At 58.1% G+C, this 22603-nt stretch carries 23 protein-coding genes; 10 read left to right on the top strand and 13 right to left on the bottom strand.

The features are described from left to right. Position 1 precedes the first annotated feature (1 nt). From AC2FIM_RS16090 to AC2FIM_RS16075, 4 genes are read right to left on the bottom strand one after another with little or no spacing between them, the layout of a single operon-like run. A complete protein-coding gene (locus AC2FIM_RS16090) occupies positions 2 to 2050 on the bottom strand; it encodes a hydroxysqualene dehydroxylase (RefSeq protein ID WP_496678489.1) in 2049 nt (682 codons plus the stop codon). Further along, positions 2043 to 2870: a DUF3237 domain-containing protein gene (locus AC2FIM_RS16085; RefSeq protein ID WP_281995742.1), complete on the bottom strand. Its 828-nt coding sequence runs from the start codon at positions 2868 to 2870 to the stop codon at positions 2043 to 2045. The genes AC2FIM_RS16090 and AC2FIM_RS16085 overlap by 8 nt, the downstream gene beginning before the upstream one ends. Positions 2871 to 2884: 14 nt before the next feature. Next, entirely contained in the window at positions 2885 to 3766 is an 882-nt protein-coding gene (locus AC2FIM_RS16080) for an encapsulin (RefSeq protein WP_271951782.1), read from the bottom strand. Between the two features lie 53 nt (positions 3767 to 3819). Further along, entirely contained in the window at positions 3820 to 7023 is a 3204-nt protein-coding gene (locus AC2FIM_RS16075) for an adenylate/guanylate cyclase domain-containing protein (RefSeq protein WP_271951784.1), read from the bottom strand. A gap of 448 nt (positions 7024 to 7471) precedes the next feature. Here AC2FIM_RS16075 and AC2FIM_RS16070 point away from each other — a divergent pair, with 448 nt between their 5' ends. From AC2FIM_RS16070 to AC2FIM_RS16045, 6 genes are all read left to right on the top strand, one after another. Then, positions 7472 to 7906 (top strand): hypothetical protein, encoded by a 435-nt coding sequence (locus AC2FIM_RS16070; RefSeq protein WP_271951786.1) that lies wholly within the window; start codon positions 7472 to 7474, stop codon positions 7904 to 7906. Next, entirely contained in the window at positions 7903 to 8568 is a 666-nt protein-coding gene (locus AC2FIM_RS16065; RefSeq protein WP_271951788.1) for a MotA/TolQ/ExbB proton channel family protein, read from the top strand. Before AC2FIM_RS16070 ends, AC2FIM_RS16065 begins: the two co-directional genes overlap by 4 nt. Next, on the top strand, positions 8561 to 8926 hold the full coding sequence (locus AC2FIM_RS16060; RefSeq protein WP_271951790.1) for a biopolymer transporter ExbD: 366 nt from the start codon (positions 8561 to 8563) through the stop codon (positions 8924 to 8926). Before AC2FIM_RS16065 ends, AC2FIM_RS16060 begins: the two co-directional genes overlap by 8 nt. 4 nt (positions 8927 to 8930) lie before the next feature. After that, a complete protein-coding gene (locus AC2FIM_RS16055; protein WP_271951792.1) occupies positions 8931 to 9308 on the top strand; it encodes an ExbD/TolR family protein in 378 nt (125 codons plus the stop codon). Beyond that, on the top strand, positions 9305 to 10438 hold the full coding sequence (locus tag AC2FIM_RS16050) for an energy transducer TonB family protein (protein WP_271951794.1): 1134 nt from the start codon (positions 9305 to 9307) through the stop codon (positions 10436 to 10438). Before AC2FIM_RS16055 ends, AC2FIM_RS16050 begins: the two co-directional genes overlap by 4 nt. Before the next feature lie 442 nt (positions 10439 to 10880). After that, positions 10881 to 11888 (top strand): porin, encoded by a 1008-nt coding sequence (locus AC2FIM_RS16045; protein WP_142638522.1) that lies wholly within the window; start codon positions 10881 to 10883, stop codon positions 11886 to 11888. A gap of 60 nt (positions 11889 to 11948) precedes the next feature. On the opposite strand, the gene AC2FIM_RS16040 is transcribed toward AC2FIM_RS16045, so the two are convergent. The 5 genes from AC2FIM_RS16040 to AC2FIM_RS16020 are packed head-to-tail and all read right to left on the bottom strand — an operon-like array spanning position 11949 to position 16155. Further along, positions 11949 to 12491, bottom strand: coding sequence for a DUF3833 domain-containing protein (locus AC2FIM_RS16040; RefSeq protein WP_142638524.1), 543 nt, complete (start codon positions 12489 to 12491; stop codon positions 11949 to 11951). Next, the gene (locus tag AC2FIM_RS16035) at positions 12488 to 13105 is read right to left on the bottom strand and encodes a DUF3833 domain-containing protein (protein WP_496708240.1); all 618 of its coding nucleotides are present in this window, start codon (positions 13103 to 13105) and stop codon (positions 12488 to 12490) included. The genes AC2FIM_RS16040 and AC2FIM_RS16035 overlap by 4 nt, the downstream gene beginning before the upstream one ends. Then, on the bottom strand, positions 13102 to 14325 hold the full coding sequence (locus AC2FIM_RS16030) for an MFS transporter (RefSeq protein ID WP_142638528.1): 1224 nt from the start codon (positions 14323 to 14325) through the stop codon (positions 13102 to 13104). Before AC2FIM_RS16030 ends, AC2FIM_RS16035 begins: the two co-directional genes overlap by 4 nt. After that, complete coding sequence (locus AC2FIM_RS16025; RefSeq protein ID WP_496708241.1) at positions 14325 to 14870, bottom strand: hypothetical protein; 546 nt, start codon at positions 14868 to 14870, stop codon at positions 14325 to 14327. The genes AC2FIM_RS16030 and AC2FIM_RS16025 overlap by 1 nt, the downstream gene beginning before the upstream one ends. Further along, complete coding sequence (locus tag AC2FIM_RS16020; RefSeq protein ID WP_496708242.1) at positions 14821 to 16155, bottom strand: NAD(P)/FAD-dependent oxidoreductase; 1335 nt, start codon at positions 16153 to 16155, stop codon at positions 14821 to 14823. Before AC2FIM_RS16020 ends, AC2FIM_RS16025 begins: the two co-directional genes overlap by 50 nt. Positions 16156 to 16333: 178 nt before the next feature. Between AC2FIM_RS16020 and AC2FIM_RS16015 the strand changes: the two genes are divergently transcribed. Continuing rightward, positions 16334 to 17059 (top strand): SDR family NAD(P)-dependent oxidoreductase, encoded by a 726-nt coding sequence (locus AC2FIM_RS16015; protein ID WP_496678467.1) that lies wholly within the window; start codon positions 16334 to 16336, stop codon positions 17057 to 17059. Positions 17060 to 17093: 34 nt separating this feature from the next. Here AC2FIM_RS16015 and AC2FIM_RS16010 read toward each other — a convergent pair whose 3' ends face one another. Further along, complete coding sequence (locus tag AC2FIM_RS16010; RefSeq protein WP_496678465.1) at positions 17094 to 17381, bottom strand: I78 family peptidase inhibitor; 288 nt, start codon at positions 17379 to 17381, stop codon at positions 17094 to 17096. Positions 17382 to 17511: 130 nt separating this feature from the next. Between AC2FIM_RS16010 and AC2FIM_RS16005 the strand changes: the two genes are divergently transcribed. Together AC2FIM_RS16005 and AC2FIM_RS16000 are read left to right on the top strand one after the other, a co-directional pair. After that, positions 17512 to 18624, top strand: coding sequence for an S-(hydroxymethyl)glutathione dehydrogenase/class III alcohol dehydrogenase (locus AC2FIM_RS16005; protein WP_271951808.1), 1113 nt, complete (start codon positions 17512 to 17514; stop codon positions 18622 to 18624). A gap of 95 nt (positions 18625 to 18719) precedes the next feature. Continuing rightward, the gene (locus tag AC2FIM_RS16000; protein ID WP_271951810.1) at positions 18720 to 19445 is read left to right on the top strand and encodes an NYN domain-containing protein; all 726 of its coding nucleotides are present in this window, start codon (positions 18720 to 18722) and stop codon (positions 19443 to 19445) included. 9 nt (positions 19446 to 19454) lie between these two features. On the opposite strand, the gene AC2FIM_RS15995 is transcribed toward AC2FIM_RS16000, so the two are convergent. Together AC2FIM_RS15995 and AC2FIM_RS15990 are read right to left on the bottom strand one after the other, a co-directional pair. Continuing rightward, on the bottom strand, positions 19455 to 20393 hold the full coding sequence (locus AC2FIM_RS15995) for a DMT family transporter (RefSeq protein ID WP_271951812.1): 939 nt from the start codon (positions 20391 to 20393) through the stop codon (positions 19455 to 19457). A 112-nt stretch (positions 20394 to 20505) separates the two neighbouring features. Further along, a complete protein-coding gene (locus tag AC2FIM_RS15990; protein ID WP_281973335.1) occupies positions 20506 to 20937 on the bottom strand; it encodes a group III truncated hemoglobin in 432 nt (143 codons plus the stop codon). A 165-nt stretch (positions 20938 to 21102) separates the two neighbouring features. Between AC2FIM_RS15990 and AC2FIM_RS15985 the strand changes: the two genes are divergently transcribed. Continuing rightward, positions 21103 to 21570: a DUF1203 domain-containing protein gene (locus AC2FIM_RS15985; RefSeq protein ID WP_496678462.1), complete on the top strand. Its 468-nt coding sequence runs from the start codon at positions 21103 to 21105 to the stop codon at positions 21568 to 21570. Here the strand turns inward: AC2FIM_RS15985 and AC2FIM_RS15980 are convergent. Continuing rightward, a complete protein-coding gene (locus tag AC2FIM_RS15980) occupies positions 21567 to 22559 on the bottom strand; it encodes an ABC transporter ATP-binding protein (RefSeq protein ID WP_496708257.1) in 993 nt (330 codons plus the stop codon). The genes AC2FIM_RS15985 and AC2FIM_RS15980 overlap by 4 nt on opposite strands. Positions 22560 to 22603: the final 44 nt, after the last annotated feature.

Genomic DNA, 22603 nt, shown 5'->3' with positions numbered 1-22603 from the left:
GTCAGCCCTTCTGTGTGATGATGACTTTGCGACCGGACGTGTCGGTTGGCGGTGAGGTCGCCTCAACAATGCCGATCGCCAGATCTTCGGCAAAGTCCGCGCCGGGGATCGGTGTGTCCCGGCCCGGCAGATGCGCGGCCATCAGATTATAGAGCTCAGGAGGTGCCGCGACCATGCGCAACGCGTCCGAGATCGCAGGGTCTTCGACAATTCCGCCGGGCTTGGAGTATTCGGCCGTCAGCGGACCAATCGCGGCCAGCGGTCCTTGCCCACCACGTTTGGTGCCGGTGGCGTCTTGTCCCATGCGCAAAGCGGCCTCGACAGCGATGGCAAAGCGTTCATCCCAGGGCTCACCCGCCTGATATCGGGCATAGTCATAGGCCCGCAGGGGTTGCAGGATGTCGGGCTCATGCAGATCCCAGATTTCACAGGGCTGCGCCTCAGAACCACTGCGCCGTAGGATGGCATTGACGGCTCTTCGGGCAGCCTCATTTGCGCCTTCCATGGTGGCCAGGTCGGTGTTGGTCCGGACGTAGTCGGACGCAAGCATAAAGTTCGGAATCAGCGTCGCCGCTTCGGGCCGCAGCCGCCAGCTGTTAATGCGGTTTACCAACAGCGGTTCGACATTGCTTTCTCGGGCAGGATGATCGGGGTCCTCAACGATGTCGGGATCCAGGAACCAATAATGCAGTTCTTCATCCCTGAGGACGATGTTGCCATCAACGTTCAGGCTGCGTTTGAGCTGTTCCCAGACCTCTTTGGCGATTTCTTCACGAGAGCTGTCGCGCGCGGTTTTTCCGTTCGTGCCCGGCTTGTCCCATTCGGAAATATCGACCGAGAGTAATCCCTTGGTCTTACCATCGGCCCAGTTTTCAAAATCTATCTGGGACCAGAATTGTTTTTGCGAAACAGCCGTCAGCGCCCAAGGGCTGTCGATAAAGATCACATGGCCATGGGCTAGTTCAACATCCTTGGTCAGGTAAAACTGTATGCCATTCATCCATTGCACGTCTTCGGCAAGCAATGGCAGCTTGGCCAGACCCGGATCTACCTTTGTCATGGCCGGCGTCACCAAAGGTGCAATGCGTTCAATGGGCAAGGCGCTGATGAACCAATCACCGGTGACCTGCTTTTGCGTGCCGTCCTGTTCAACCGTGGCGCTGGCAATTCGGCCGTTTCGGCATTCAATCCCGGTCACCTTGGAATCGAAATGGTACACCACACCCCGGCTTTTCAGATATTCCAGCCAAGGCTGAATCCAGACCAGATTGGTTGGCCCGTTCAGCAGCCTGTTGCTGGTCGCCTCGGGTGTTGCGATCCCAAGCTGCAGTTGAATGGCGACATCGCCGACGGTCTTGGTGCTTGCGGTTGTCGCTTTGGCCGCCACCAGTGACCGGGTCAGGCCGATTGCCAGAAACTTCTGATAGGCTTCGGACCGCTCCGCGGCGCCGATGAATTCCCACCAGCCGATACGTTCATACTCATCGAACCGGCGCTCTTTGCACGAGGTCGCAATGCGCCACATGCAACCAATGAAATGTTCGATATCCTCAAAGTCGATTTCGTTGCGCGGCGAGATTGTATAGGCAAAGGTCTTGAGCGCATTGGCGACCTCTTTTAGCGATTGTGGAAACCGCTCGGGTACGATGATACCGGGGTGGTCGAACTGGCTGACCAATACCTGGGTTGTCGGAACCAGATTGTCGTAGCAGGTGCCCTTGTCATAATAGGGCGTGCGCGACATCGTATTGGTGATGTGCCGGTAGAAGTTAGGGAAGAACCGGAACCCATGTTCACCGGGCAACCAGGGGCGTTTGACACCGGGTGGCAGGTCATAGCCGTGCATCCCGATCCAGTCTTTCAGCGCTCTGATATGTTCCTCTTTCGAACCGTGATCGTCTTCGCCTTCAAGCACCGGAATGCTGCGGGCCTTGCCGCCGGCGATAAGCTGACGCTCATACACTTCGACTTCGAAACCCCGTTCGATCAGCTCATGCGCGGCGCTCATCCCGCCGACGCCTCCGCCTAATATGACCACCTTTTCAGCCATCGGATGTTCCTTTCGCGGAATAGACGTCAAATCGCAGGGTGATGTCGGACAGGCTGGCCTCTCCGATTCCGAAACCCTGCAGACGGTTGATCCACATATAACGCGGATTCGAGGTCAGATACCGGGGCGCCAGCCGAACCGGGGCACTGGGTGGCAGCTTGCCCTTGGCAAGGGCGGCATAGCCATCCGTACCGAAATCGCAGATCCCGGTATCGTCGAACATGACCGGGGCACCGCCGGTTGTCGGATTGATCAGCGCCTTGGCATGCAGAATACCCACGCCATCAGGGCGCACGCGCATCCAGTCTCCGCCCACGGGCTCGATCGTTCCGTTCAGGTTCGGGCCGGTCACGGTACCGCCCTCTTTGATCGCAAAATGCAGCCATATGCCATCGGGAGTTTCACCCGATGGGTTGAAGTTGCCTGAAAACGGCACCTCAAAATGGGCGATATGATCCAGCACCGGACTGGATGTCTCGTGTTTTGGCGCGCGATCTTCTGGTTTCGGCGCGACCGCGTTTCCGGGGTCATAATCGCGCCCGCCCGAGGTCAGAACCGGCCGCCAGGTCATCTGTTTTCCCACAGCGGGAACGGGCAGGGCCGCTGCAAATTGTTGCAACCCCGATTGTGGATCCTGACCCAGTGGCCACCCACGGACAGCCCGTTCAGGTCCGCCCCCTTCGCGATAGAACAGGCGCAGCGTGTCATGCGGAGATATCGCAGGCCCGGCCTCAACCAGAACCCGCTGTACCCCGGTGGCGGCCTGAAAGGCGGCTTCGGACCAGCGCAGGGTGACCCCGCCGTCGCTGAATTCCCGCATACCCATCGCGCCGGTCAGCACGTGATGGTCGAGATAGCCTGAGCTTCTTTGATCCTGAGGCGGAATTTCTGCTGAACGCGGAAGATATGATCGCCATCTGCCGAGGTCTGCAGATATTTGACCGCAATGTCAGAAGGCACAACAATCTCAACCGGTGCGCCCTGCAAAGACACCAGCACGGCCTTGTTCACCGGAAATGCGCCAGACCGCAGCAGCGGCCCGTCCAGAAATGGCAGAATGCTGTCGCGGGGCAGGACCATCGAGTTTTCCATCGGTGTCGTGACCGCCTGGAACAGGCCGTTACCCATCACACAGGCATAGGGTCCAAGATGACCCAGGGATTCCAGTTGACTGATCCCCGCAACCACGGCCTCGAAAACCTCGGGGCCGGTAGGCTTTTTCTTGGAACCGCTGGAAATGGGTTGTGCCTCCCCCGCTTCCAGCAGGCCTTCGTATTTTCCACCACCGCTTACGGTATAAACCGGGGGCAGCGTGACGGGTGCGCCGGGCGCGGGTTGGGGGCCTTCACCGGTGCCGGCCTGACCGTTAAAAATGATCTCATCCTCAACCCGTGCGACAATGGCAGCCGCCCGGCGGAACATAATCAGCGCGGCGGCCAGTTCGGGATCTGCAAGCTGTGCGCCTTTGACATGGACGTTCACGGACACTGTCGACAGCCGCGTCGTATCAAAATCATTCACGCCAAAGCGCATCTTTGGACCGGTCGCTTCGGGAACCAGTTCAAGCTTGTTCAGAGGAACCGATTGGGTATCAGCCGGTAGCGGGCCGTAGAGCGGCAGAAAACTGGCAGCAATACGCGCGCGCAACGCTTCATCGTGGACGGCCTTGTTCACAGCGTCCCACTGCTGCTGGTCCAATTCAAGTGCTTCGGTCATCGTCTCCCCCTTCTGGATGGCACTGCGCGGTTAAATCTGGCAGCTATCTAATTTCATAACGTTTTAGCAAATTTGTTCAGGCAATCCAGAGCGCGTTTCTCTTGAACAACTGCCCCGATGTCACGTGCAAGCTGCAGGGCTTGATTTGCCTCAGTGACAGCTTGGTCAAGGTCGCCACGGGCGGCCAATGCTTTAGCGCGCACACGGTGATATTCCGGCTTGTTCAACATCTCTCCACGGTCCCACCCGGGCGTGCAAACATGTTCAAGCCGGTTCAGGGCGTCCTCGATATGACCCTGATCTATCAACAGCTCGGACAGGACAATCTGGTTTTGCGGGAAGGTAAAGTTGCCGCCAGCCTGGGACACAAGGTCCATATAGGTCCCGACACGAGCAGCCCCCCCGATCACGTCACCTTTGCCCGCCTGAGCCAGACCCAGATAGATATCCTGCATTGCGTGAAGATACAGGAACCCTTCTTCGTCCGCGATCCGACGCGCTTCGTTCATCGTATCGTCCAGCAAGTCCCATTCGCCCGCATACGGAAGGAACATCGACGACGCGCCCATAATGTAAACAAGGTTGGGGGCGTGTTCGAACGGCTTGCTGATTTCGATCGACTTCAGGCGGGCCTCTTCGGCCTCGTCGAATTTGCCAAGCTGCCACAGAAGACAGCCCTGAATGGCAAAGAACGACGCGCTGGTCGAGGACTGGGTCATCGGCATCATGGCCATGTCAAGCTCGGGCGTGATCAGGGCAAGGCCCCGTTCAAGCTGTCTTTCGCAATCGGCGAACTCGCCGCGGAAATAATGAGTATAGCTGAGCGCTCGAGCAGCAAGGACGTTTGTAACCGGATCCGGTGCAAGGCTGGCCATGCCGTCAAGGGCCTGCGCCATCTCAAGTGCGCGGTTCATCTGGCCCGACACAAAGAAATGCGTCCATCGGCAGAAGGTCGCGGCAAACAGGGTTTCGCCCGCACCCAGCGCCTGTGCAAGATGCATCGCACGGGCTGCGGTCTGCCCAACCTGTGTGGATGACCAACCGTGTATCGCCATGAACGCAGGCAACACATTCATCTGAACGCCAAGCTCTACCCCATCTCGTTCGGGACCGCCGGGCATCGTTTCGATATTGCGCAATGCGGCCTGAAAAGCGGCAATCGCCGGTAGGTTCGCAAGGCGGCTGAGGGCCTGTTCACCCGCCAGAACCCAGTGGGTAACAGCCTCGCCCTTAAGACCGCCTAGATCGCAGTGATGCGCCACGGTATCCGGTGTCGGGTTACCAAAAGCCTTGTGACCGGCCAGCAATTCTTTGGCGATTTTCAGGTGAATCTGTTCCCGGTCTTCAAGTAAAAGCGACTGGTACGCTGTGTCCTGCACCAGCGCATGGTGGAACGTGTAAGTCGGCGCCCCGGCTTCGCTGGTGATGGATACCAGACCTGCACCGATCAGTTGGATCAATGCCGATTCCACATCCGTTTCCTTGGGCGCTACCGCATGGATCATCGCCGACGTGAAGCTGCGGCCAATCACGGATCCCAACTGCGCTACAGGTCGCGCATTTTCCATCCGGTCCAGCCGCGACATCAGCGAGTCATGAAGAGTTGCGGGAATACTGAGGGTTCCCATTACCCCGGCGTCGATGGGCACGTCCTGCGGCAGCTGATCCAGAACCGCCTTGGTCATTTCCTCGATATAAAGCGGCACACCATCGGCTTTTTCGACAATCTGTCTGACCAAAGTGACCGGCAGGCTGCGCGGTACGGCAACACGGCGCACCAGTTCAGACGCTTCGAGAACCGAAAGAGGTGTCAATTCGACGATTGACGCGCGGCCTTCAAAATGTTCCGGAGGCTCGTATTCAGGGCGGTGCGTCAGAACCACAAGGATGGGCAACTGGTCCAAGGCGTCGATCAGCGCGTCCAAGGCATCCAGCGTGGTTGCGTCCGCCCAGTGCACATCTTCGAATACCAACAGCAATGACCCGCGTTCATCGCAGATGCTCCCGGCACAGCGGATCAGCAAGTCCAAAGATTTGCGGGCTTTCTTGATCGGATCGGGTTCGACCGGAGCGTCAGTTTCAAACCCGGCCAAATCCAATAGCAGCGCAGCATCTTCTTCGGTCAAACGAGAGGCGTTTTTCGCGTATTCCCTGATCGACTCGGTTACCTTGTCGGTATCAGTCTCATCCCCTGCAAACCGCCGAAGCTCGGCACGCAGCGGGTGCAGGGGCAAACTGGCAAGATGCGGGACACATTGCAGGGTCATAGGCCTTTGTCCCAGCGTTTTGCTGAGGGAATTGATCAGCCGCGATTTCCCGATACCGGCCGGGCCACCAACCAGCGCAACCTGACCCGATCCGCGCAGCACATGATCCCAAAGCCCTGTCAGGCCGGTCAGGTCGTCTTCGCGGGCAACCAATTTGACCGTGGACTTGCCGGTGCGCGCGTCGAACCGGCTGGCGGCGATCTTTTCGTCAATAACGCGGAAGACCGAGCGCTCACCATCAAATCCCTTCAATTCGTGATTGCCGCGCGGTTCAAAGTTGAAGGCCCCTTTTGTCAGGCGCCATGTCTCGGACGAGACGACAACTTCACCGGGATTGGCCAATCCCTGAAGGCGTGAAGCAAGGTTGGCCGTTTCGCCAACAATGAAATCCTGTGTTCCCAGGCTGGCAGAGGAAACAACCCCGACAACGACAACTCCGGTTGCGATTCCCGCGCGCAGGTCCAGGTTTTCACCGAACTTGTTTTCCAGATTCTGAACCGCTTCGATGGTTTCCAAAACCGCACGCACCGCGCGCTCGGTATCATCTTCAGTGGCTTTCGGATATCCGAAATACATCATGATGCCATCGCCCTGCTTATAAGCCAGGTGGCATCCGTGTTGTTTCATCGTGCCGATGGCGGTGTCCAGATACAGATTCATGATCTGCATCAGCTCTTCCGGATCATGCCGCTGTGCTAATTGCGTGGACCCGACCAGATCACAGAATACAAGCGTCAGCTGTCGCCGTTCGGCCACACGGGACATTGCGGGTTTGTCGGACGCTTCCTGAAGCTTCAGTTCTGCCTGTGTTTGCCGAAAACGTTTCCTTTGACCGACAGTCAAACCCAGATCTCGAAGTTCCGGGTCTGTCAATTCGTCCAATATTACGTCGTCTATCCCTTCTTCGAGAAACCGCGCGCTGAAGTCATGTAGATCGGCGTTTTGCAGAATAGTTGAAAGGCGTGTGGATTTCCCGATGACAGTCGTCATTGATCAGCGCTTGCCCCCTGGTACTTCTTCGGCACATCGTTGCATGCCTCTTTCGCGTCAATATCGCGCCGAATCCAAAAGATTGACGTGGTATCAGACCAATTTGGTAACAAGTGTGGCAGATGTCAGGCCGAATTGCTATGATATTGCGGTCAAGCCTCCCAAATGAATGGTTTTGTTGTCAAATCGGAACCAGCCCGGTGTGGTCGCACCACTCAGACGCAATTTCGGTCGGTCCGAGGTTAATTGGCACCAGGTACAAGGCCTCAGGGGTTCAGGTTAATCCGGCCGGAAACCAGTGGTCTGACCGGATGGCCGTAAATATGCCGGTTGGTCACAAATGCGTCGCGAGCCCTTTCGCGGGCCATAGCTCTTGGATAAAAGAATAACGCGCCAGCACCGAAACGCCGGCCTTCGATGTCTTCATTGAATTACCGGGAGAATACCTGTGACGTCTTTCCGCCTGGCGAAACTAGCGATCCTTTGTCTTGGCATTCCAACCATGTCCCTTGCGCAATCCGCCGAGGACCCTAGCGCTGGGCTGTTGATGGAACTGAACAATCTGCAACAGGTCGACGGCAACTGCCGATTGTCATTTCTGGTGCAAAATCAAACCGGTGCCGAGATTGAGGCCGCCAGTTATGAAGCCGTTGTCTTTGACGCTCAGGGCAATGTTGTCAGCCTGACGCTGTATAAATTCCGCGATATTCCTGCAGGTCGTCTACGGGTGCGGCAGTTCAGCATCGCGGACATGAGCTGCGGCGATGTTGGCCGGATTCTAATCAACGGATCCAATACATGTACGGTCGAAGGCGCCGAGAGCGATCTGTGCGACGCGGCCCTGACCCTGAACAACCGAACAGATGTGGAGTTTCTCAGATGAGCCCGCTTGATGCTTTGCGTGAAATTGTTGCCCTTGGCGGGCCGGTGGTTGCGGTCCTGATCGCCATGTCGATCGTGACGCTGGCCGTCACGCTGTACAAGCTTTGGCAGTTCACCGTTTCCGGTGTCGGTCGGCACAAGATCCTGTCCCAGGCGCTTGCGGCCTGGGATGCAGGTGACACGCAAGCCGCAAGGGCCAAGCTGGCGGAAAGCCGCAGTTATCTTGCGCCGCTAGTCAGCACTGCCATGGATGCGCCCATCATGCCCGGGCTGGACCAAAGGCTGGATGCCGAGGCCGGGTTGGCCTTGGCGGGCCTTGAACGCGGCTTTCGCCTGCTGGACACCGTGGCACAGCTGGCGCCTCTGCTGGGCCTGTTCGGCACCGTCCTTGGCATGATCGAAGCGTTCCAGAGCCTTCAGACTGCCGGATCGTCGGTTGATCCCTCGCTGCTTGCGGGCGGTATCTGGGTAGCGCTGGTCACCACAGCGGTTGGTCTGGCCGTGGCGATGCCGACCTCGATGGTTCTGTCCTGGTTCGAAAGTCGCACTGCGCGCGAACGGGTTTTCGCCGACAAGGCCTTGAGGACCGTTCTTGTTCCGGGGCGGGGATCGTCAGACCCTGCCCAGATGGCCGCTGTCCCAACGACAGCAGATCATGCGTAATCGGGCACCATTTGTGCGACGGCCAATGTCGATGACGCCGCTCATCGACATCATTTTCCTTTTGTTGCTTTTCTTCATGCTGACTTCGACCTTCTCGAAATATGCCGAGATCGAATTGAGCAGTGCGACCGGCGGCGCCTCGACCGACGAAGTTACGGGTCAGCGGGTGTTTCTGCAGCTGGGATCAGAGCGCCTGATCCTGAACGGTGTGCCGGTCACATTGGACGACGTGGTCGAACAGGTGAACACCGGTCAGGTCCTGGTCAGCCTCGACCCCGATACAACCTCGCAAAGGCTGGTCAATCTGCTGGTACGGTTGCGTGGCCGTGACGGGTTGAGCGTTCTGGTGCTGGAGTGAGGCGATGATCCGCAATATTCGACCCCGCCGCAAACGCGATTCGACCATTGCTTTGATCAATGTCGTGTTTCTGATGCTGATCTTCTTTTTGATCACCGGAACGATAGCGCCGCCGCTGGATCCGGATCTGCAGCTTGTTGATACGTCAGAACTGGAGGGCAGTGAGCCCCCCGACGCGTTGGTTCTGCACAAGAACGGATTGCTCAGCTTTCGGGGCCAGCCGATGACCCCCGAAGCCTATATGACCGGCCGCGACCCCGCGCCGGTGCGGATCGTGCCCGACCGGGATGCACCGGGCCACCGGCTGATCGAGGTGACGGGGACTCTGCGGCGGTTGGGGGCGACGTCGGTCTTTGTCGTGACCGAAAAGGCGCTGGAATGATCAGACGCTCGGTTGTCATTGCGACTATTGCGGTGCTGGTGTCGCTGTTGATTCACTTAGGCGGGTTGAGCGTGACAGCGCCCCATCTGACGGAAACCGCAGAACCCGCAGGCCCGGCCGATGCCATCGCGCTGGGCAATGAGTTCGAAGAGATTGCCGATGTCGTTGCGGACCCGGTTGAGCCCGAGCCCGCCCCCGAATCCGAACCGGAACCGGAAGAGCCGCTGGAGCCCGAACCGGCACCCGAACCCGAAGAAGTGCCGGTCAGCGAAGCATTGGTCGCCTCTGATAACCCTCAGCAGGTCCCTTCACCCGATCTGGGCAAGTCCGAAATCGTGCGCCCGGTTGTGACGGAAACGGTTGAGCCGTCGGAAACCACATCTGAGACACCTTCGGACGCAAATGAAGCCGCCAGCCAGGACGAAGATTCCACGCCTCAGGCCGAACCCAGTGAGCAGGCCGAAACACCCGAAGGAGTGCCCGAGGCCAGCCCGGTGCAAGCCGAAGAACAGGCAGCGGTTGACCCGGCCCCGGCCGAAGTTCCCACGCCCGAGCCATCGCCGGTTCCCGACATACCGCTGATAGCTGACATACCCGACGTCGACATCCCACTTGTCGAGCCCGAACCCGAACCTGAGGCGAAAGAAGAGACAGCGACGGCACTAACCTCTTCGGTGCGTCCGAAGCTACCGGATCAACGACCTAGTTCCAAACCGCAGGGCGTCTTGCCGGGCTCCAACGATTTCAGTGATCTGCGGTTCCCAGAGAAAGAAGTCGAATCCCCGCTGTCGCAGTACAAACGCGCGGGAATTGACCCGTTCACACGCGGCAACACCAGTGCAGGTTCAGGGGGAAGGGGGCCAGGCAATTCCACCAAAACCAACTATGCTGGCCGTGTGCTCATGCATCTGAACCGGGCGCCTTTGGTCTATGTTTCGGCACGCGGTTTCGCTCAAGTCTTTTTTCAGATCAACCCGGATGGCACCTTGGCCTTTGTCGATGTGGTCGACAGCTCTGGATCCCCCGAAGTCGACCGCGCTGCCAAGGCGCAGGTTCGTGCGGCGTCACCTTTCCCGTTGCCCCCTGGCGGTGTCAGCCGCAGCCTGTCATTTTTCTATAACAGCAACTAGCATATGATGCCGTAGCAGGATCGCATCCGACCCGAAGCGCGGCTGGGCATTATGCTGTGTGACTGGGCGTGCCCTTGGGCGTGGCAATTCCCGGAATGCGGACTCTCAGATTGCGACTCACCTGAAATTGGGCTGCAGTCACAACAGGGGTAGGGACCGAGAATCCCTGAATCATGCGACCTGTCAATAATTCCCGGTTTAAAGAGGTGGTCTGGCTTTTTTGCGTTCAAATTTTTGTAACGTTTCCAATGAGCGAACAAAGTGCTCGAAAAGCTTGAATATCTACGCCCTGCGGCCTTTTTGCCCGGTGCAAAGTGGCAACACCGTTGCAGGCAGAGGGCGTGGAAAATCCCGTCTCGCTATTGTGCCCATGTTGAAATTATTCGACGAATTTAGCCGCCGCTTCGGTGGCACTACTCCTCTCAAAACTTATGGATTAACCATGAAAAACGTACTCATCGCATCGACCGCGCTGATTGCAACCGCCAGTGTTGCTGCCGCGGAAGTCAAATTCAGCGGCTATGGCCGCTTTGGTCTGGGCTATGAAGAAGACCGTTCAGCAACCACCACCACAACGACCGCGTCTGGTGCGGTCAATTCGAACAACGCCTCGACCGACGATACCATTTTGGTGTCGCGTTTTCGTCTGAACATCGACGCCAGTGCCGAAACAGATGGCGGCGTTGAATTCCAGGGCCGTGTTCGTCTGCAGGCGGATGACGATTCAAGCACCGGCGAGCAGAACGAAGCTGGCCTGAATGGCGCCCGTTTCTCGGTTATCTATGGCGGCCTGCGTGTTGACGCCGGTAACGTTTCGGGTTCGTTCGACAACCTGGATGACTACTTCGGTACCGAGCCGGGCCTGGAAGAATTCCTGGGTCAGTATTCGGGCGTGAACTATTCCTTCCTAGAATACAGCTCAACCGGCACGGGCGCGAATGCTGTGTTCTTCCGCTACACCGTTGGCGATCTGGCATTCTCGGCATCCTATGACCAGGACACGAAATTCCTGGGCGCAGGCATCACTGACGACCGTGATCGCTGGGACGTAAGCGCAACTTACACCTTCAACAACTTCACCGCCTCGCTGGCATATGGTGAAACTGATGAAGGCGCAGGCGTTGACAAGGAAAGCCTGACTGTTCTGACCTTGGGTGCAGAACTGGGCGATTTCTACGGCACCCTGTTCGTGGCTGACGATGACGTCAACAACGACGCCGAAGACGGCACCGCTTATGGTTTCTCGGTCGCCTATGATCTGGGTGCGGCAACCACGCTGCAGCTGGTTTACGGTGACGGTTCGGCTGACGACGACACCCGCAACATCGGTGTTGGCGCCATCTATGACCTGGGCGGCGGTGTATCGCTGCGTGGTGCAGTTGGCGAGATCAAAGACGGCGATGACGACGGCAAGATCCGTGCCGACTTTGGTGCTCAGTTCAACTTCTAAGCTGATCTGAACCATATTGATCTAAGGGCGGGCCTTCGGGTCCGCCCTTTTTCTGTCTGACTATTTCTTTTCAAAGAACAAAATGACTTCACCCAGCCGGATGCCATAGCGCGAGACATAGGCCCGGTTCAGCAGCCGGTCATCGCTCAGCAGCCACATCCAGTCATCGAAATCGACCCGCATGGTCCCATCCTTGACGGGCAGGTCGATCTTGTAGGTCCAGTTGAAGGTATCGCCACGCTCGATCCCGCTGGCGGTGCCCAGCACGCCGGGGGCTGTGCCGGTCCAGGTATCCTCGCCGGTTTTGGTCAGGGTCCAGACGCGCTGCTCGGTTGCGCCGTCGTCATAAACGAAATCCTCGATCAGGGTCAGCGTCTCGCCATCCCATGTACCATTGATATCAACAGTGAACCGGCGTGGCACATTGCCCAGAACATCCTGAAATTGACCATAGGCCACAGTCTGACCCTCAAAGAACTCTTCCAGGTTCAACTGCCGATCGGACAAAAAGGTCTTGGGGGTTCGGGGTTTCGCGGAGCAGGCAGCCAGAACGGTCAGCCCCAGAACAGCAAGGCCCGCGATGACAAGACGACGTGGTTTCATTGCAGCACCCGTGTTTCAGCGGCGGTGTCATGGCCATTCGCCCGGTCCAGATAGGTCGATTTGGTGGAGGGCGCCGGGCGCATGGTGGCGATCAGCTCGGCGACTTTGATGCCGAACTTTCGCATCTCGGACCGGTTCATGATCACGCCACTTTCCGTCAGGTACATCCAGTCGGTCACGTCCAGCGTGTGTCCCCCTGCGTCCTCGGGCAGGATGATCTTGTAGGTCAGCTTTACGGTCGAGCCCGAGACCGTGCCGCGCCCTTCGCCCACGATGTCATCTGCTGTCGCGATGAATGTGTTTCCTGTGCCCAGAGTCAGATACCATTTGCGGGCCATCTTCTTGCCGTTGGAATAGGTGAAATTCTCGGTCAGAGTGCCTGTGTTGCCGCCCCATTCCCCGACCATACGGGCGACAAAGCTGTTCGACATCTTACCGTCGGGGCCATAGATCAGCCCTTCGGACAGGATCTCCCCGTTCAGGTTTTCCGTCATCTTAAACGCGGGGCCGGTGCCGCTGTAATCCTCAGGCGATTGGGCCCGAAAGCTGAGATAGCGCCCTTTTGCGATGGACAGGGCGAAGATGATGAGCAGGGCTATAGCAAGTAGTTTCATTTGGCTGAGACCTCAGTTGGCAGCGTCAGGACCATTCCAAACGCGCCGAGTTTCAGGATGCAGGGCAAAATGGCATAGGCGAGGTTGAGCGTTCGCAGCGCCTCGGCTGAATTTGCCTGTCCCGGAGTGAATCCGCTGCGTTCCAGCAATGGAAGGGTGAAAAAGGCCGCCAGGGCCAGCCCCAGCTTGCCCGCGAATGACCAGATGCCGAATGCGGCGGATGCGTTCAGACCTGCGCGTGTCAGAGCGACCGAGAACATGGCCGGCAGCACCACCATATCCGCCCCAAGTGCGGCGCCCGATGCAATGCAGATCAGGGCGAACCCGGCTAGGCTGCCGGTTGACAGCGTCGCGGCGCTGACAAAGGCCGCAATCGACAGCGGCATGGCGATCATTAGGGTCTGTTTCGGGCCAATCCGATTGCTGAGCCGCGCCCAAAGGGGCACGCTTGCCCCCGCGCTGAGGAAGAACAAGATCAACAGCGGTCCTGCCATGCCTGGCAGTTGCAGCCGGTCTTCGACAAAAAACAGAAACAGAGTCGAGGTGATGGCGACCGGCAAGCTGTTGATCAGCGCCAGAACCAGCAGGCGTAAGGCTCCGGCATCGCCCAGCCCTGCAAGGGTCAGGGCCTGTCCGGTGATCGGCGCGCGTCGCCAGATCGGGGCCGTCAGGACAAAGGTCAGAATGGCGATGAGGCCCAAAAACAGCCCGAACGCAGGATAGCCCTGCGCCTGCGCGCCAAAGGCAACAAACAGCGCGGGGGCACTTGCGGCAAGTATCACGCCGGTTAGCTGTCCGCCTTCGCGATAGGCGGCGAGTGTCATCAGCTCGGACGGGGTGGGCGTTTTGGCCAACGTGGCGCTGCGGCCATAGAGCAGGATGGTTCCCAGGCTGTAGGCTGAAAACAGCAGGATAAGGATGGCCACCAAACTGGCAACGGACGCGCCCTCAGACAGAGTGAACAGCAGCGGGAAGCCAACGGCCAGCCCAAGTGCGGCGAGGGCAGCAAACAAAAGCTGGCCACCAGGCCACCGGTCAATCGCCCAGCCAATCAGGGGATCCTGCACAAGGTCAACCAAACGGATCAGCAACAGGACGGCGCCGATCACCCCAAGGCCAATGCCCAGATTGACCGCCGCAAAACGTGGGAGGTGAATGTAAAGCGGGATGCCTGCAGCGGCGAGCATCAACGCATAGAGACTGACCCGGGGATACAGCATCACTGACCCTTCAACTGCCGGGTAAAGTTGGCCGATCTAGTGTTGCTGCCAAGAAAGATCGACATGAATGCGCGCGTGATGCCCGGGCTCGACAAGGTGCAGGTTCTGCTGCCATTGCGCCAGAACCCGATCTTGTCCGGCCCCTCCGAGATTGCCAAATAGCTGTCGCCTTTGCTGACGGCCTGAAAACAGGCCTGCAACTGATCGGCGGTTGGAGGCGGGTTGCCCTGTCGCACCATTTCGTCAAGCGTCGACTTGATCAGAGCCTTCTGCGCGATGGATTTGCGGTATGTCAGTTTCAGTCCGAACTCTTGATTCCAGTCAAACGGTGCGCCGCCGGGCGTATAAAGCCTGGCATCGTAAACCGGCAAACCCAGGAACCGGAACGTAGAGCTGCCCAGAACTTTTGGATCGTCCAACCGTTCAGCCAAAGGTGACGCCGCTAAACCGCAGGGCAGCACCATCGCCAGCGCCAGAATGGCCTGGCGCAACAGCTCAAATATCGGCCGCAACAGGGATGGCCGCGATCTGTTCGGGGGTGCCATTGTCTGCTCCGATGGTTTGCGGGCCGCCAGTGATCCGCTCGACGACATGCATGGCGCTGGCAATCCCGTCTTCGTGAAACCCGTGCCGGTTATAGGCGCCCGCAAACCAGGTGCGGTTCTGTCCCTGCATCTCGCGGATTTGCCCCTGTGCCCAAAGTGCGGCCTTGTCAAAAACCGGATGGGCGAATTCGACCTGATCATAGATTTTGTCGGCGGCGATCTCGGATGAGGCGTTCAGCGTCACAAACAGCGGGTCACTGTCGGGAATATTCTGCAGCCTGTTCATCCAATAGGTCACCCCGACATTCCCGGCCTGTGAGCGATAGGTCCAGCTGGACCAGCAGGCCCGGCGTTTGGGCATCTGCGACGGATCGCAATGCAGGATGGCCGTGTTGGGCCGATACTGGATCGCGCCAAGCGCGGCTGCTTCGGCTGGGGTGGCATCCTGGCCCAGAATGGCAAGGGATTGATCCGAGTGGGTGGCCAGAATGATCTCATCATACTGATCCGACTGGCCTTGGCTGTGAACGGTCACGCCTATCTCATTGCGCTGAACCCTCTGAACGGGGCTGGCCAGACGTATTTCGGCCCCGCGGGCACGCAGGGTGGCGTCAATCCGGCGGACATATTCAATGCTGCCGCCCTTGACCGTGTACCATTGGTGCTGATTGGCGCGGCCATTGGCCAGCAGAGCGTGATTGCGAAAGAACTGCACCAGCGACCGCGCCGGGAATTGATCCACAAATTCAACCGGGGTCGACCAGATCGCCCCGCACATGGGCATCAGGTAATTGTGCCGAAACCAGTGCCCCAACCGCAGCTGATCAACCAGCTCTCCGATGGTTGTGTCATCGTCCTTGGCTGCGTCCGGGGCCTCTCTGCCAAAACGCAGGATGTCGGCGATCATCTTGTAATAGGCCGGCCGCGCAAGATTGCGTTTCTGCGCCGTAAGAGTGCGCAGGTTGTTCAGCCCGTATTCGATGCGCCCGTTGTCGATGGTCGCACCAAAGCTCATCTCGGATTTTTCGACAGGCACGTTCAGCGTATCGAACAACCGTGTCAGGTAAGGGTAGGTGGCATAGTTGAAGACGATAAAACCGGTATCGACGGGCTGATCGCCATTTTTTCCCGCCGTGACCGTGCGGGCATGCCCGCCAAGCCTGGGTTCAGCCTCAAAGAGTGTCACGTCATTGTTTTCGGAAAGATAATAAGCCGCTGAAAGGCCTGAAATGCCTGCGCCAACTATGGCGATTTTTTTCCTGCCCCTTTGGGTTTCGTCGAACATGATAGCCTCGTTACGTGACGTTTTGATAAAGAATACGCAGTAGGAGCAGGATTGGATCATTCAAGACAGGGGTTTTTCGGGTGCGGCTGCAATTTAGCGGCCTCACCGCGAGCAACCGAAGGTGATCCAAACTGGCCGTGTAACCGTATTGCAATAACACAATTCAGAAATGGTCGGCATGAACAGCTTTGACGGGAAAACTTATTGGATAGTTGGCGCAAGCGAAGGTTTGGGTCGTGCATTGGCGCAAGCTCTAAGCAATCGCGGCGCCCGGGTGATCCTGTCGGCGCGAAACGCGAAACGCCTGGATGAAATCTGCAGCATTCTGCCAAATTCAAAAGCCATTCGTTGCGATGTCGCCGATTTAGACTCTGTTCGACGTGCCGCTTCCGCTGCCGGAAAGGTGGATGGCCTTATCTATAATGCCGGAGCTTATGACCCGATGCGCAGCATTGAGTGGAACACCGAGGCCGCTCTTCGGATGTCCGATGTGAATTTTCAGGGCGCTTTGCGGGTTCTGGGCGAAATACTTCCTGGGTTTGTTAAGGCCGGGCAGGGGGAGATCACGCTGATCGGGTCGCTGTCCGGCTATCATGGCCTGCCATCTGCAGTCGGGTATGGTGCCAGCAAGGCGGCTTTGATTTCACTGGCAGAAACCATGCGGCATGATCTGGCGGGTTCGGGCGTCACGGTTCGGATCGTAAATCCCGGCTTCATCAAGACTCGCCTGACCGAAAAGAACAGTTTCAGGATGCCGATGCTGATGACGCCTCAGGGCGCGGCCCAGCATGTGGTTCGGGCAATGTCCCGCCACAGATTCCGCACAGACTTCCCAGCTCCGTTTTCATGGCTGATCCGCCTTGTGGGCTATTTGCCGGATTGGGTGATATATCGCGGAAGATAGGCCCTAACATTGGGGTTTTGAGCTTCTGCCAGGCTTAACCGCAGGTCAGATTCTGTATGATCCCCGAGCCGTCCACAAAGACGTTCAACCGGTCGATGCGATAATCCTGTGTGGCGATGTCATCGGGGCCTAAAACGCGCGACCGTTCGGGTAATTGCGACTGAATGGTCGATACAGGCTTGCCAATCGCATCGGCAAATGGCTCTCCTCTGCAAAAAGCCAAATCGACCGGGGCGGGTTCAAGTGGCAGTGGCGCGTCCTCAGGAGCGGGCGACTCCGTACATGCGACCAGCAAAATCAAAACAGGGGTCAAACGGCGCATTGGCGCTCCTCTTTCTGGCAATGTCGTTTCTGTAATATCAAATATTTAGCATTGCTGCCATCAAAGCGCAGTTGAAAAAACCCTGCATTTAACGCAGGGTCAGGCCAAATTTGACTGGGAGAAGTACATCATGCGCACCCGTGCCGCTGTCGCCGTTCAGGCCGGCAAACCTTTGGAAGTGATGGATGTGAACCTCGAAGGCCCCAAGGCGGGCGAGGTTCTGGTCGAGATCAAGGCGACCGGCATTTGCCACACCGACGAATTCACCCTGTCGGGTGCAGACCCCGAAGGCCTGTTCCCCGCCATTCTGGGCCATGAAGGCGCAGGTGTGGTGGTCGAGGTCGGCCCGGGCGTGACCAGCCTGAAGCCGGGCGATCATGTGATCCCGCTTTACACCCCCGAGTGTCGCGAATGTGAATACTGCCTGCATCCCAAAACCAACCTGTGTCAGGCGATCCGTTCGACGCAGGGCCAAGGGTTGATGCCCGATGGCACCTCTCGGTTCTCGACGCTGGATGGTGATCCAATCCTGCATTACATGGGCTGCTCGACCTTTGCCAACCACACGGTCCTGCCGGAAATCGCGCTTGCCAAAGTGCGCCCGGACGCGCCCTTCGACAAGATCTGCTATATCGGTTGCGGTGTGACCACCGGCATCGGAGCGGTGATCAACACCGCCAAGGTCGAGATCGGCAGCCGCGCCATCGTCTTTGGTCTGGGTGGCATCGGCCTGAACGTGATCCAGGGCCTGCGACTGGCAGGGGCCGATCAGATCGTCGGCGTCGACCTGAACCCGTCCAAGGTGGAAATGGCCACCCGGTTCGGGATGACCGATTTCGTAAACCCCAAAGAGGTCGAGGGCGATCTGGTGCCCTATCTGGTCAACCTGACCAAAGGCGGTGCAGATTACACCTTTGACGCAACGGGCAATGTCGGCGTGATGCGCACGGCGCTGGAATCTGCACATAAGGGCTGGGGTGAATCGATCATCATCGGCGTGGCACCTGCAGGGGCCGAGATCTCGACCCGCCCGTTCCAGCTGGTCACCGGTCGTTCCTGGCGCGGTACGGCCTTTGGCGGCGCCCGTGGCCGCACGGATGTGCCCAAGATCGTCGACTGGTACATGGAAGGTAAGATCGAGATCGACCCGATGATCACCCACACCATGGGCCTGGACGACATCAACCATGGGTTCGACCTGATGCATAAGGGCGAAAGCATCCGCTCGGTCGTGGTTTACTGAGAAAACCGAAATAGTTTCCGAGGGCGGGCTTTTGCTCGCCCTTTTTGCGTCTTACATTCCTTACCATGAATTAAATTTAAGGTTGAGGATTTCAGGTGACGACAGAAAGGACAGACCGTCTGGCGGTTCTGATCGATGCGGACAATGTCTCTGCAAAACATGCAGCAGAGATTTTCGAAGAAATTGCCACGCTCGGTGAGGCTGGTTTAAGGCGGATATACGGGGATTTCTCGAACGGATCACCGCAGGGATGGGAGGCCAAATCTCTGGCCGAATACGCCATCGTTCCGCATCAGCAATTCGCCAACACATCCGGCAAGAACTCCAGCGACATTGCCTTGGTCATTGATGCCATGGATATTCTGCATTCGGGTCGGTTCAGCGGCTTTGTGTTGGTCTCGTCAGACAGCGACTTCACGCGACTTGCCAGTCGGATACGCGAGCAGGGGTTGGATGTGTTCGGAATAGGAGAACGCAAAGCCCCCAAGGCCTTTGTGGCAGCGTGCAACCGGTTCATCTATATTGATAATATTGAGAAGCCAGCGGCACATAACCCACAGGCCAAAAAGTCCGAAAGCCCAAAGCCAAAGCAAGAGCTGAACCATGCCTTTCAGCTTATTCGCAATGTCGTTCAGAATACCAATGAGCCGGACGGCTGGACCAGCCTTGGGATTGTCGGAAGTCAGCTGGGTAAGATGTATCCGGATTTTGATTCCCGCTCTTATGGCCACAAAAGGCTGAGCGATCTGGTGCGCGCCATAGACCGGTTTGAAAAGAGCGGCGAAAATGGTGGTCTCAGGATCAGATGCAAAGAGCCATAAAGGCAGGGGTCATTCCCCCGGTCGTGTCGCCCCCGTATCGGATCGGGGCGAACGAACCCGCAGAACCGGGGTGTTGGCTGAGGTGGTGTTCGACCGGCTCTCGCGCCAGACGACGAAGACGCCCGAGGCAATGATCACACTGGCCCCCACGGCAACCCAGCCGTCTGGCTTTTCGCCGAAAAACGCCATGCCAAAGATCGTGGCCCAGATGATCTGGCTGTATTGGCTGGGGGCGATGACCCCCGCTGGCGCGGCACGATAAGCCAGAATAATCAGGTGTTGGGCAATGACAGAAAACACTCCGACCAGTGCCATCATGGCCAGATGCAACAGGGACGGAGGCTGATAAACGGCCGGTTGCGCGATGCTCATGACCACTATGGCCAGCAGCATCGGATAAAGGATCAGAACGGCCGAGCGTTCCTCATTGCCGATCTTACGGACCAAAACCGACGCGAAAGCGCTGCAGAACGCGGCCGTCAGCGCCGCCAGATGGCCTAGCGTGATGTCCGTGGTACCCGGGCGCAGAACGATCAACACGCCGATCAGGCCCACGCCAACCGCGGCCCAACGCTGGGCGCGGACTACCTCGCCCAATATGGGGATCGACAGGACCGTGACGATCAGCGGGAAAGAGAACAGGAGTGAATATACCTCGGCCAAAGGCAGGACCGAAAAGGAATAAAATGCGCAGGACATGCCTGTGACCATCAACCCTGACCGCAGCAGGACCAGCCAGGGATGGTGCGGAAGGAAGTTGCCGGTAGAGCGGTCTGTCAGGATTGTCACAGCCATCGGCACAAAGGAAAACAGCGTGGCGAAAAAGATGATTTGCATCACCGAATAGGTTCCGCCCAGCACCTTGATCAGCGCATCGTGGCTGGCAAAGACAGCAAAGCCCAGAAACGCATAGCCAAGTCCCCGGAGGGTGGTGTTTTGAGTGCTCATCGGTCTGGCCTTGGGCAGCGGAATGGTGGGTTCATCCGTTGCATAAACCCATTTTTCAGAGTCTGATAGCCCTTATTTTACCGCTAACATGACTACCGGCCATGATCTGAGATCATCGCAGGATCGGTGGCGCGTCCTTTGGCTGGCGCGCGGATTGTACACCCACTTTCATCCCTACGCCGATGCGCCGGGCCAGCGCCACCCAGGGCAGCGCGGTCTCGGGAGGCAGGGTGCTATGGGCCACCTCCTCGAACAGGTCCAGCCAATGATCGAACAATTCGGGCCTGATATCGGGCCTTTCGATGTGAATACGCTGCGGATTTCCGTCATAACAACGCTCATACAGAATGGCGTTGCGCCAGAACGCGGCGATCTTGTTCTCATGCGGGGGCCAGTCGCTGACATGGTTTGCAAAGACCGGCGCCAGTGCCTCGTCCTGCCGGACGCGGGCGTAGAATGCGCTCACCTGCGACATGATCTGTTCAGCGGTGGCGGGAAACCTCGGAGGAATTCCTGGGCGGGCAGGAGAGGTAGGTTTGGACATGGGCGTTCCGAAACTGAATTGCGTCCCGTTCAGATCGGATTGTAGCCCGTGCTGTCAAGCCACGGCGCGTATATGTCGCGCTGTCTCAAAGAAGCGTTTGCGCAGGAAACGGGTCGGTTCCCCTCGCCGGGTCAGGCATCTTTTGTACAAAGAAGGAGACCTAACATGCACAAAATATCTGCCCTGCCCACCGCGCAGGTTCAGGCCTATCGCCAAGGCGCGCCTGATGGTTATGGCAACCCGCCCGAACGGGCGATATCGTACGGGGAAGGAAACCCCTGCCGTCATTGCCTGACCTATATTCCCAAGGGAAAGGAAATGCTGGTGCTGGCCCACCGGCCCTTTCCAGCGACACAACCTTTTGCTGAAACCGGGCCGATTTACCTTTGTGTAGAGCCTTGTCAGCGCTATGAGGATCTCACCAACCTGCCCCAGGCGCTGACCGCCTCACCCACTTATCTGATTAAAGGGTACGGATCGGACGACAGGATTGTTTACGGCACCGGGATCATTACGCCGCAGGCGGAATTGCAAAACGCTGCCGGGGATATCTTTGCCCGCGCGGATGTCGCCTATATCCACATCAGATCCGCGTCGAATAACTGCTATCACGCGCGGATCGACCGCGCCTAAAGCTTAACCCGGTGCAATCCCCGGCGCGGCTGATCAAGATCAGCTGCCGGGACATCGCCCGCCCGGGTCGAGGTCAGGGCCAGGAACACATCCTCAAGATCCGCTTCTTCGGTGCGAACGTCCCGGATACGGATGCCCACGGCCCTGACGGATTCCAGAACCTGTTCGGCACTGGTCTGGGCACTGCGATAGCGCAGCACCAGGCTGCCATCGTCGCGCAGTGTGGCCTCGACTCCCTCGGTCGCAGGCAGTTCAGTGACGGGGCCATCCGGAATAATTACCATCGTCCGACCATCCATGCGGCCCAGCAGGTCTGCCGTGCTGTCCTGTGCGATCTTTTCGCCATGATTGATGATGGCGATCTGGTCGCACATCTCCTGTGCTTCTTCCAGGTAATGCGTCGTCAGGATGATGGTCATGCCCTGCTGGTTCAGCTTGCGCACGTTGGCCCAGAGCATTTGGCGCAGCTCGATATCCACGCCCGCTGTGGGTTCGTCCAGAACCAGCACTTTGGGGTTATGCACCAAAGCCTTGGCCAACAGCAACCGGCGCCGCATCCCGCCGGACAGGGTGCGGGCATAGGCCTCGGCCTTGTCGCTGAGGCCAACCAGTTCGAGGATTTCATCACTGCGCCGCTGCGCCTTTGGTACACCATATAGGCCAGCTTGAACCTCCAAAGCACCGCGCGGGGTAAAGAAAGGGTCCAGGTTCAGCTCTTGCGGCATAACGCCGATGGCAGCGCGAGATTGGCGCGGGTTGCGGTCTTGGTCATGACCCCAGATCGACACATGGCCTGCAGATTTCACCACCAACCCGGCCAGAATGTTGATCAGGGTCGATTTCCCAGCCCCGTTCGGCCCCAGCAATCCAAAGACTGAACCGCGCGGGATTGTCAGGTCGATGCCCTTCAGCGCCTGCTTTTCAGGCTGGCCCTTGCTGCCGCGATAGGTCTTGCGCAGCCCTTCGATCCTGATTGCCGCATTGTCCATGTGGCTCTTGCCCCCGGTTTGCTCATCGCTCATAAACGCACCTA

The organism is Ruegeria sp. CDSC052, from assembly GCF_059610685.1.
Note: the sequence above shows the minus strand (reverse complement) of the source record. Positions and strands in the feature narration are given on the sequence as shown.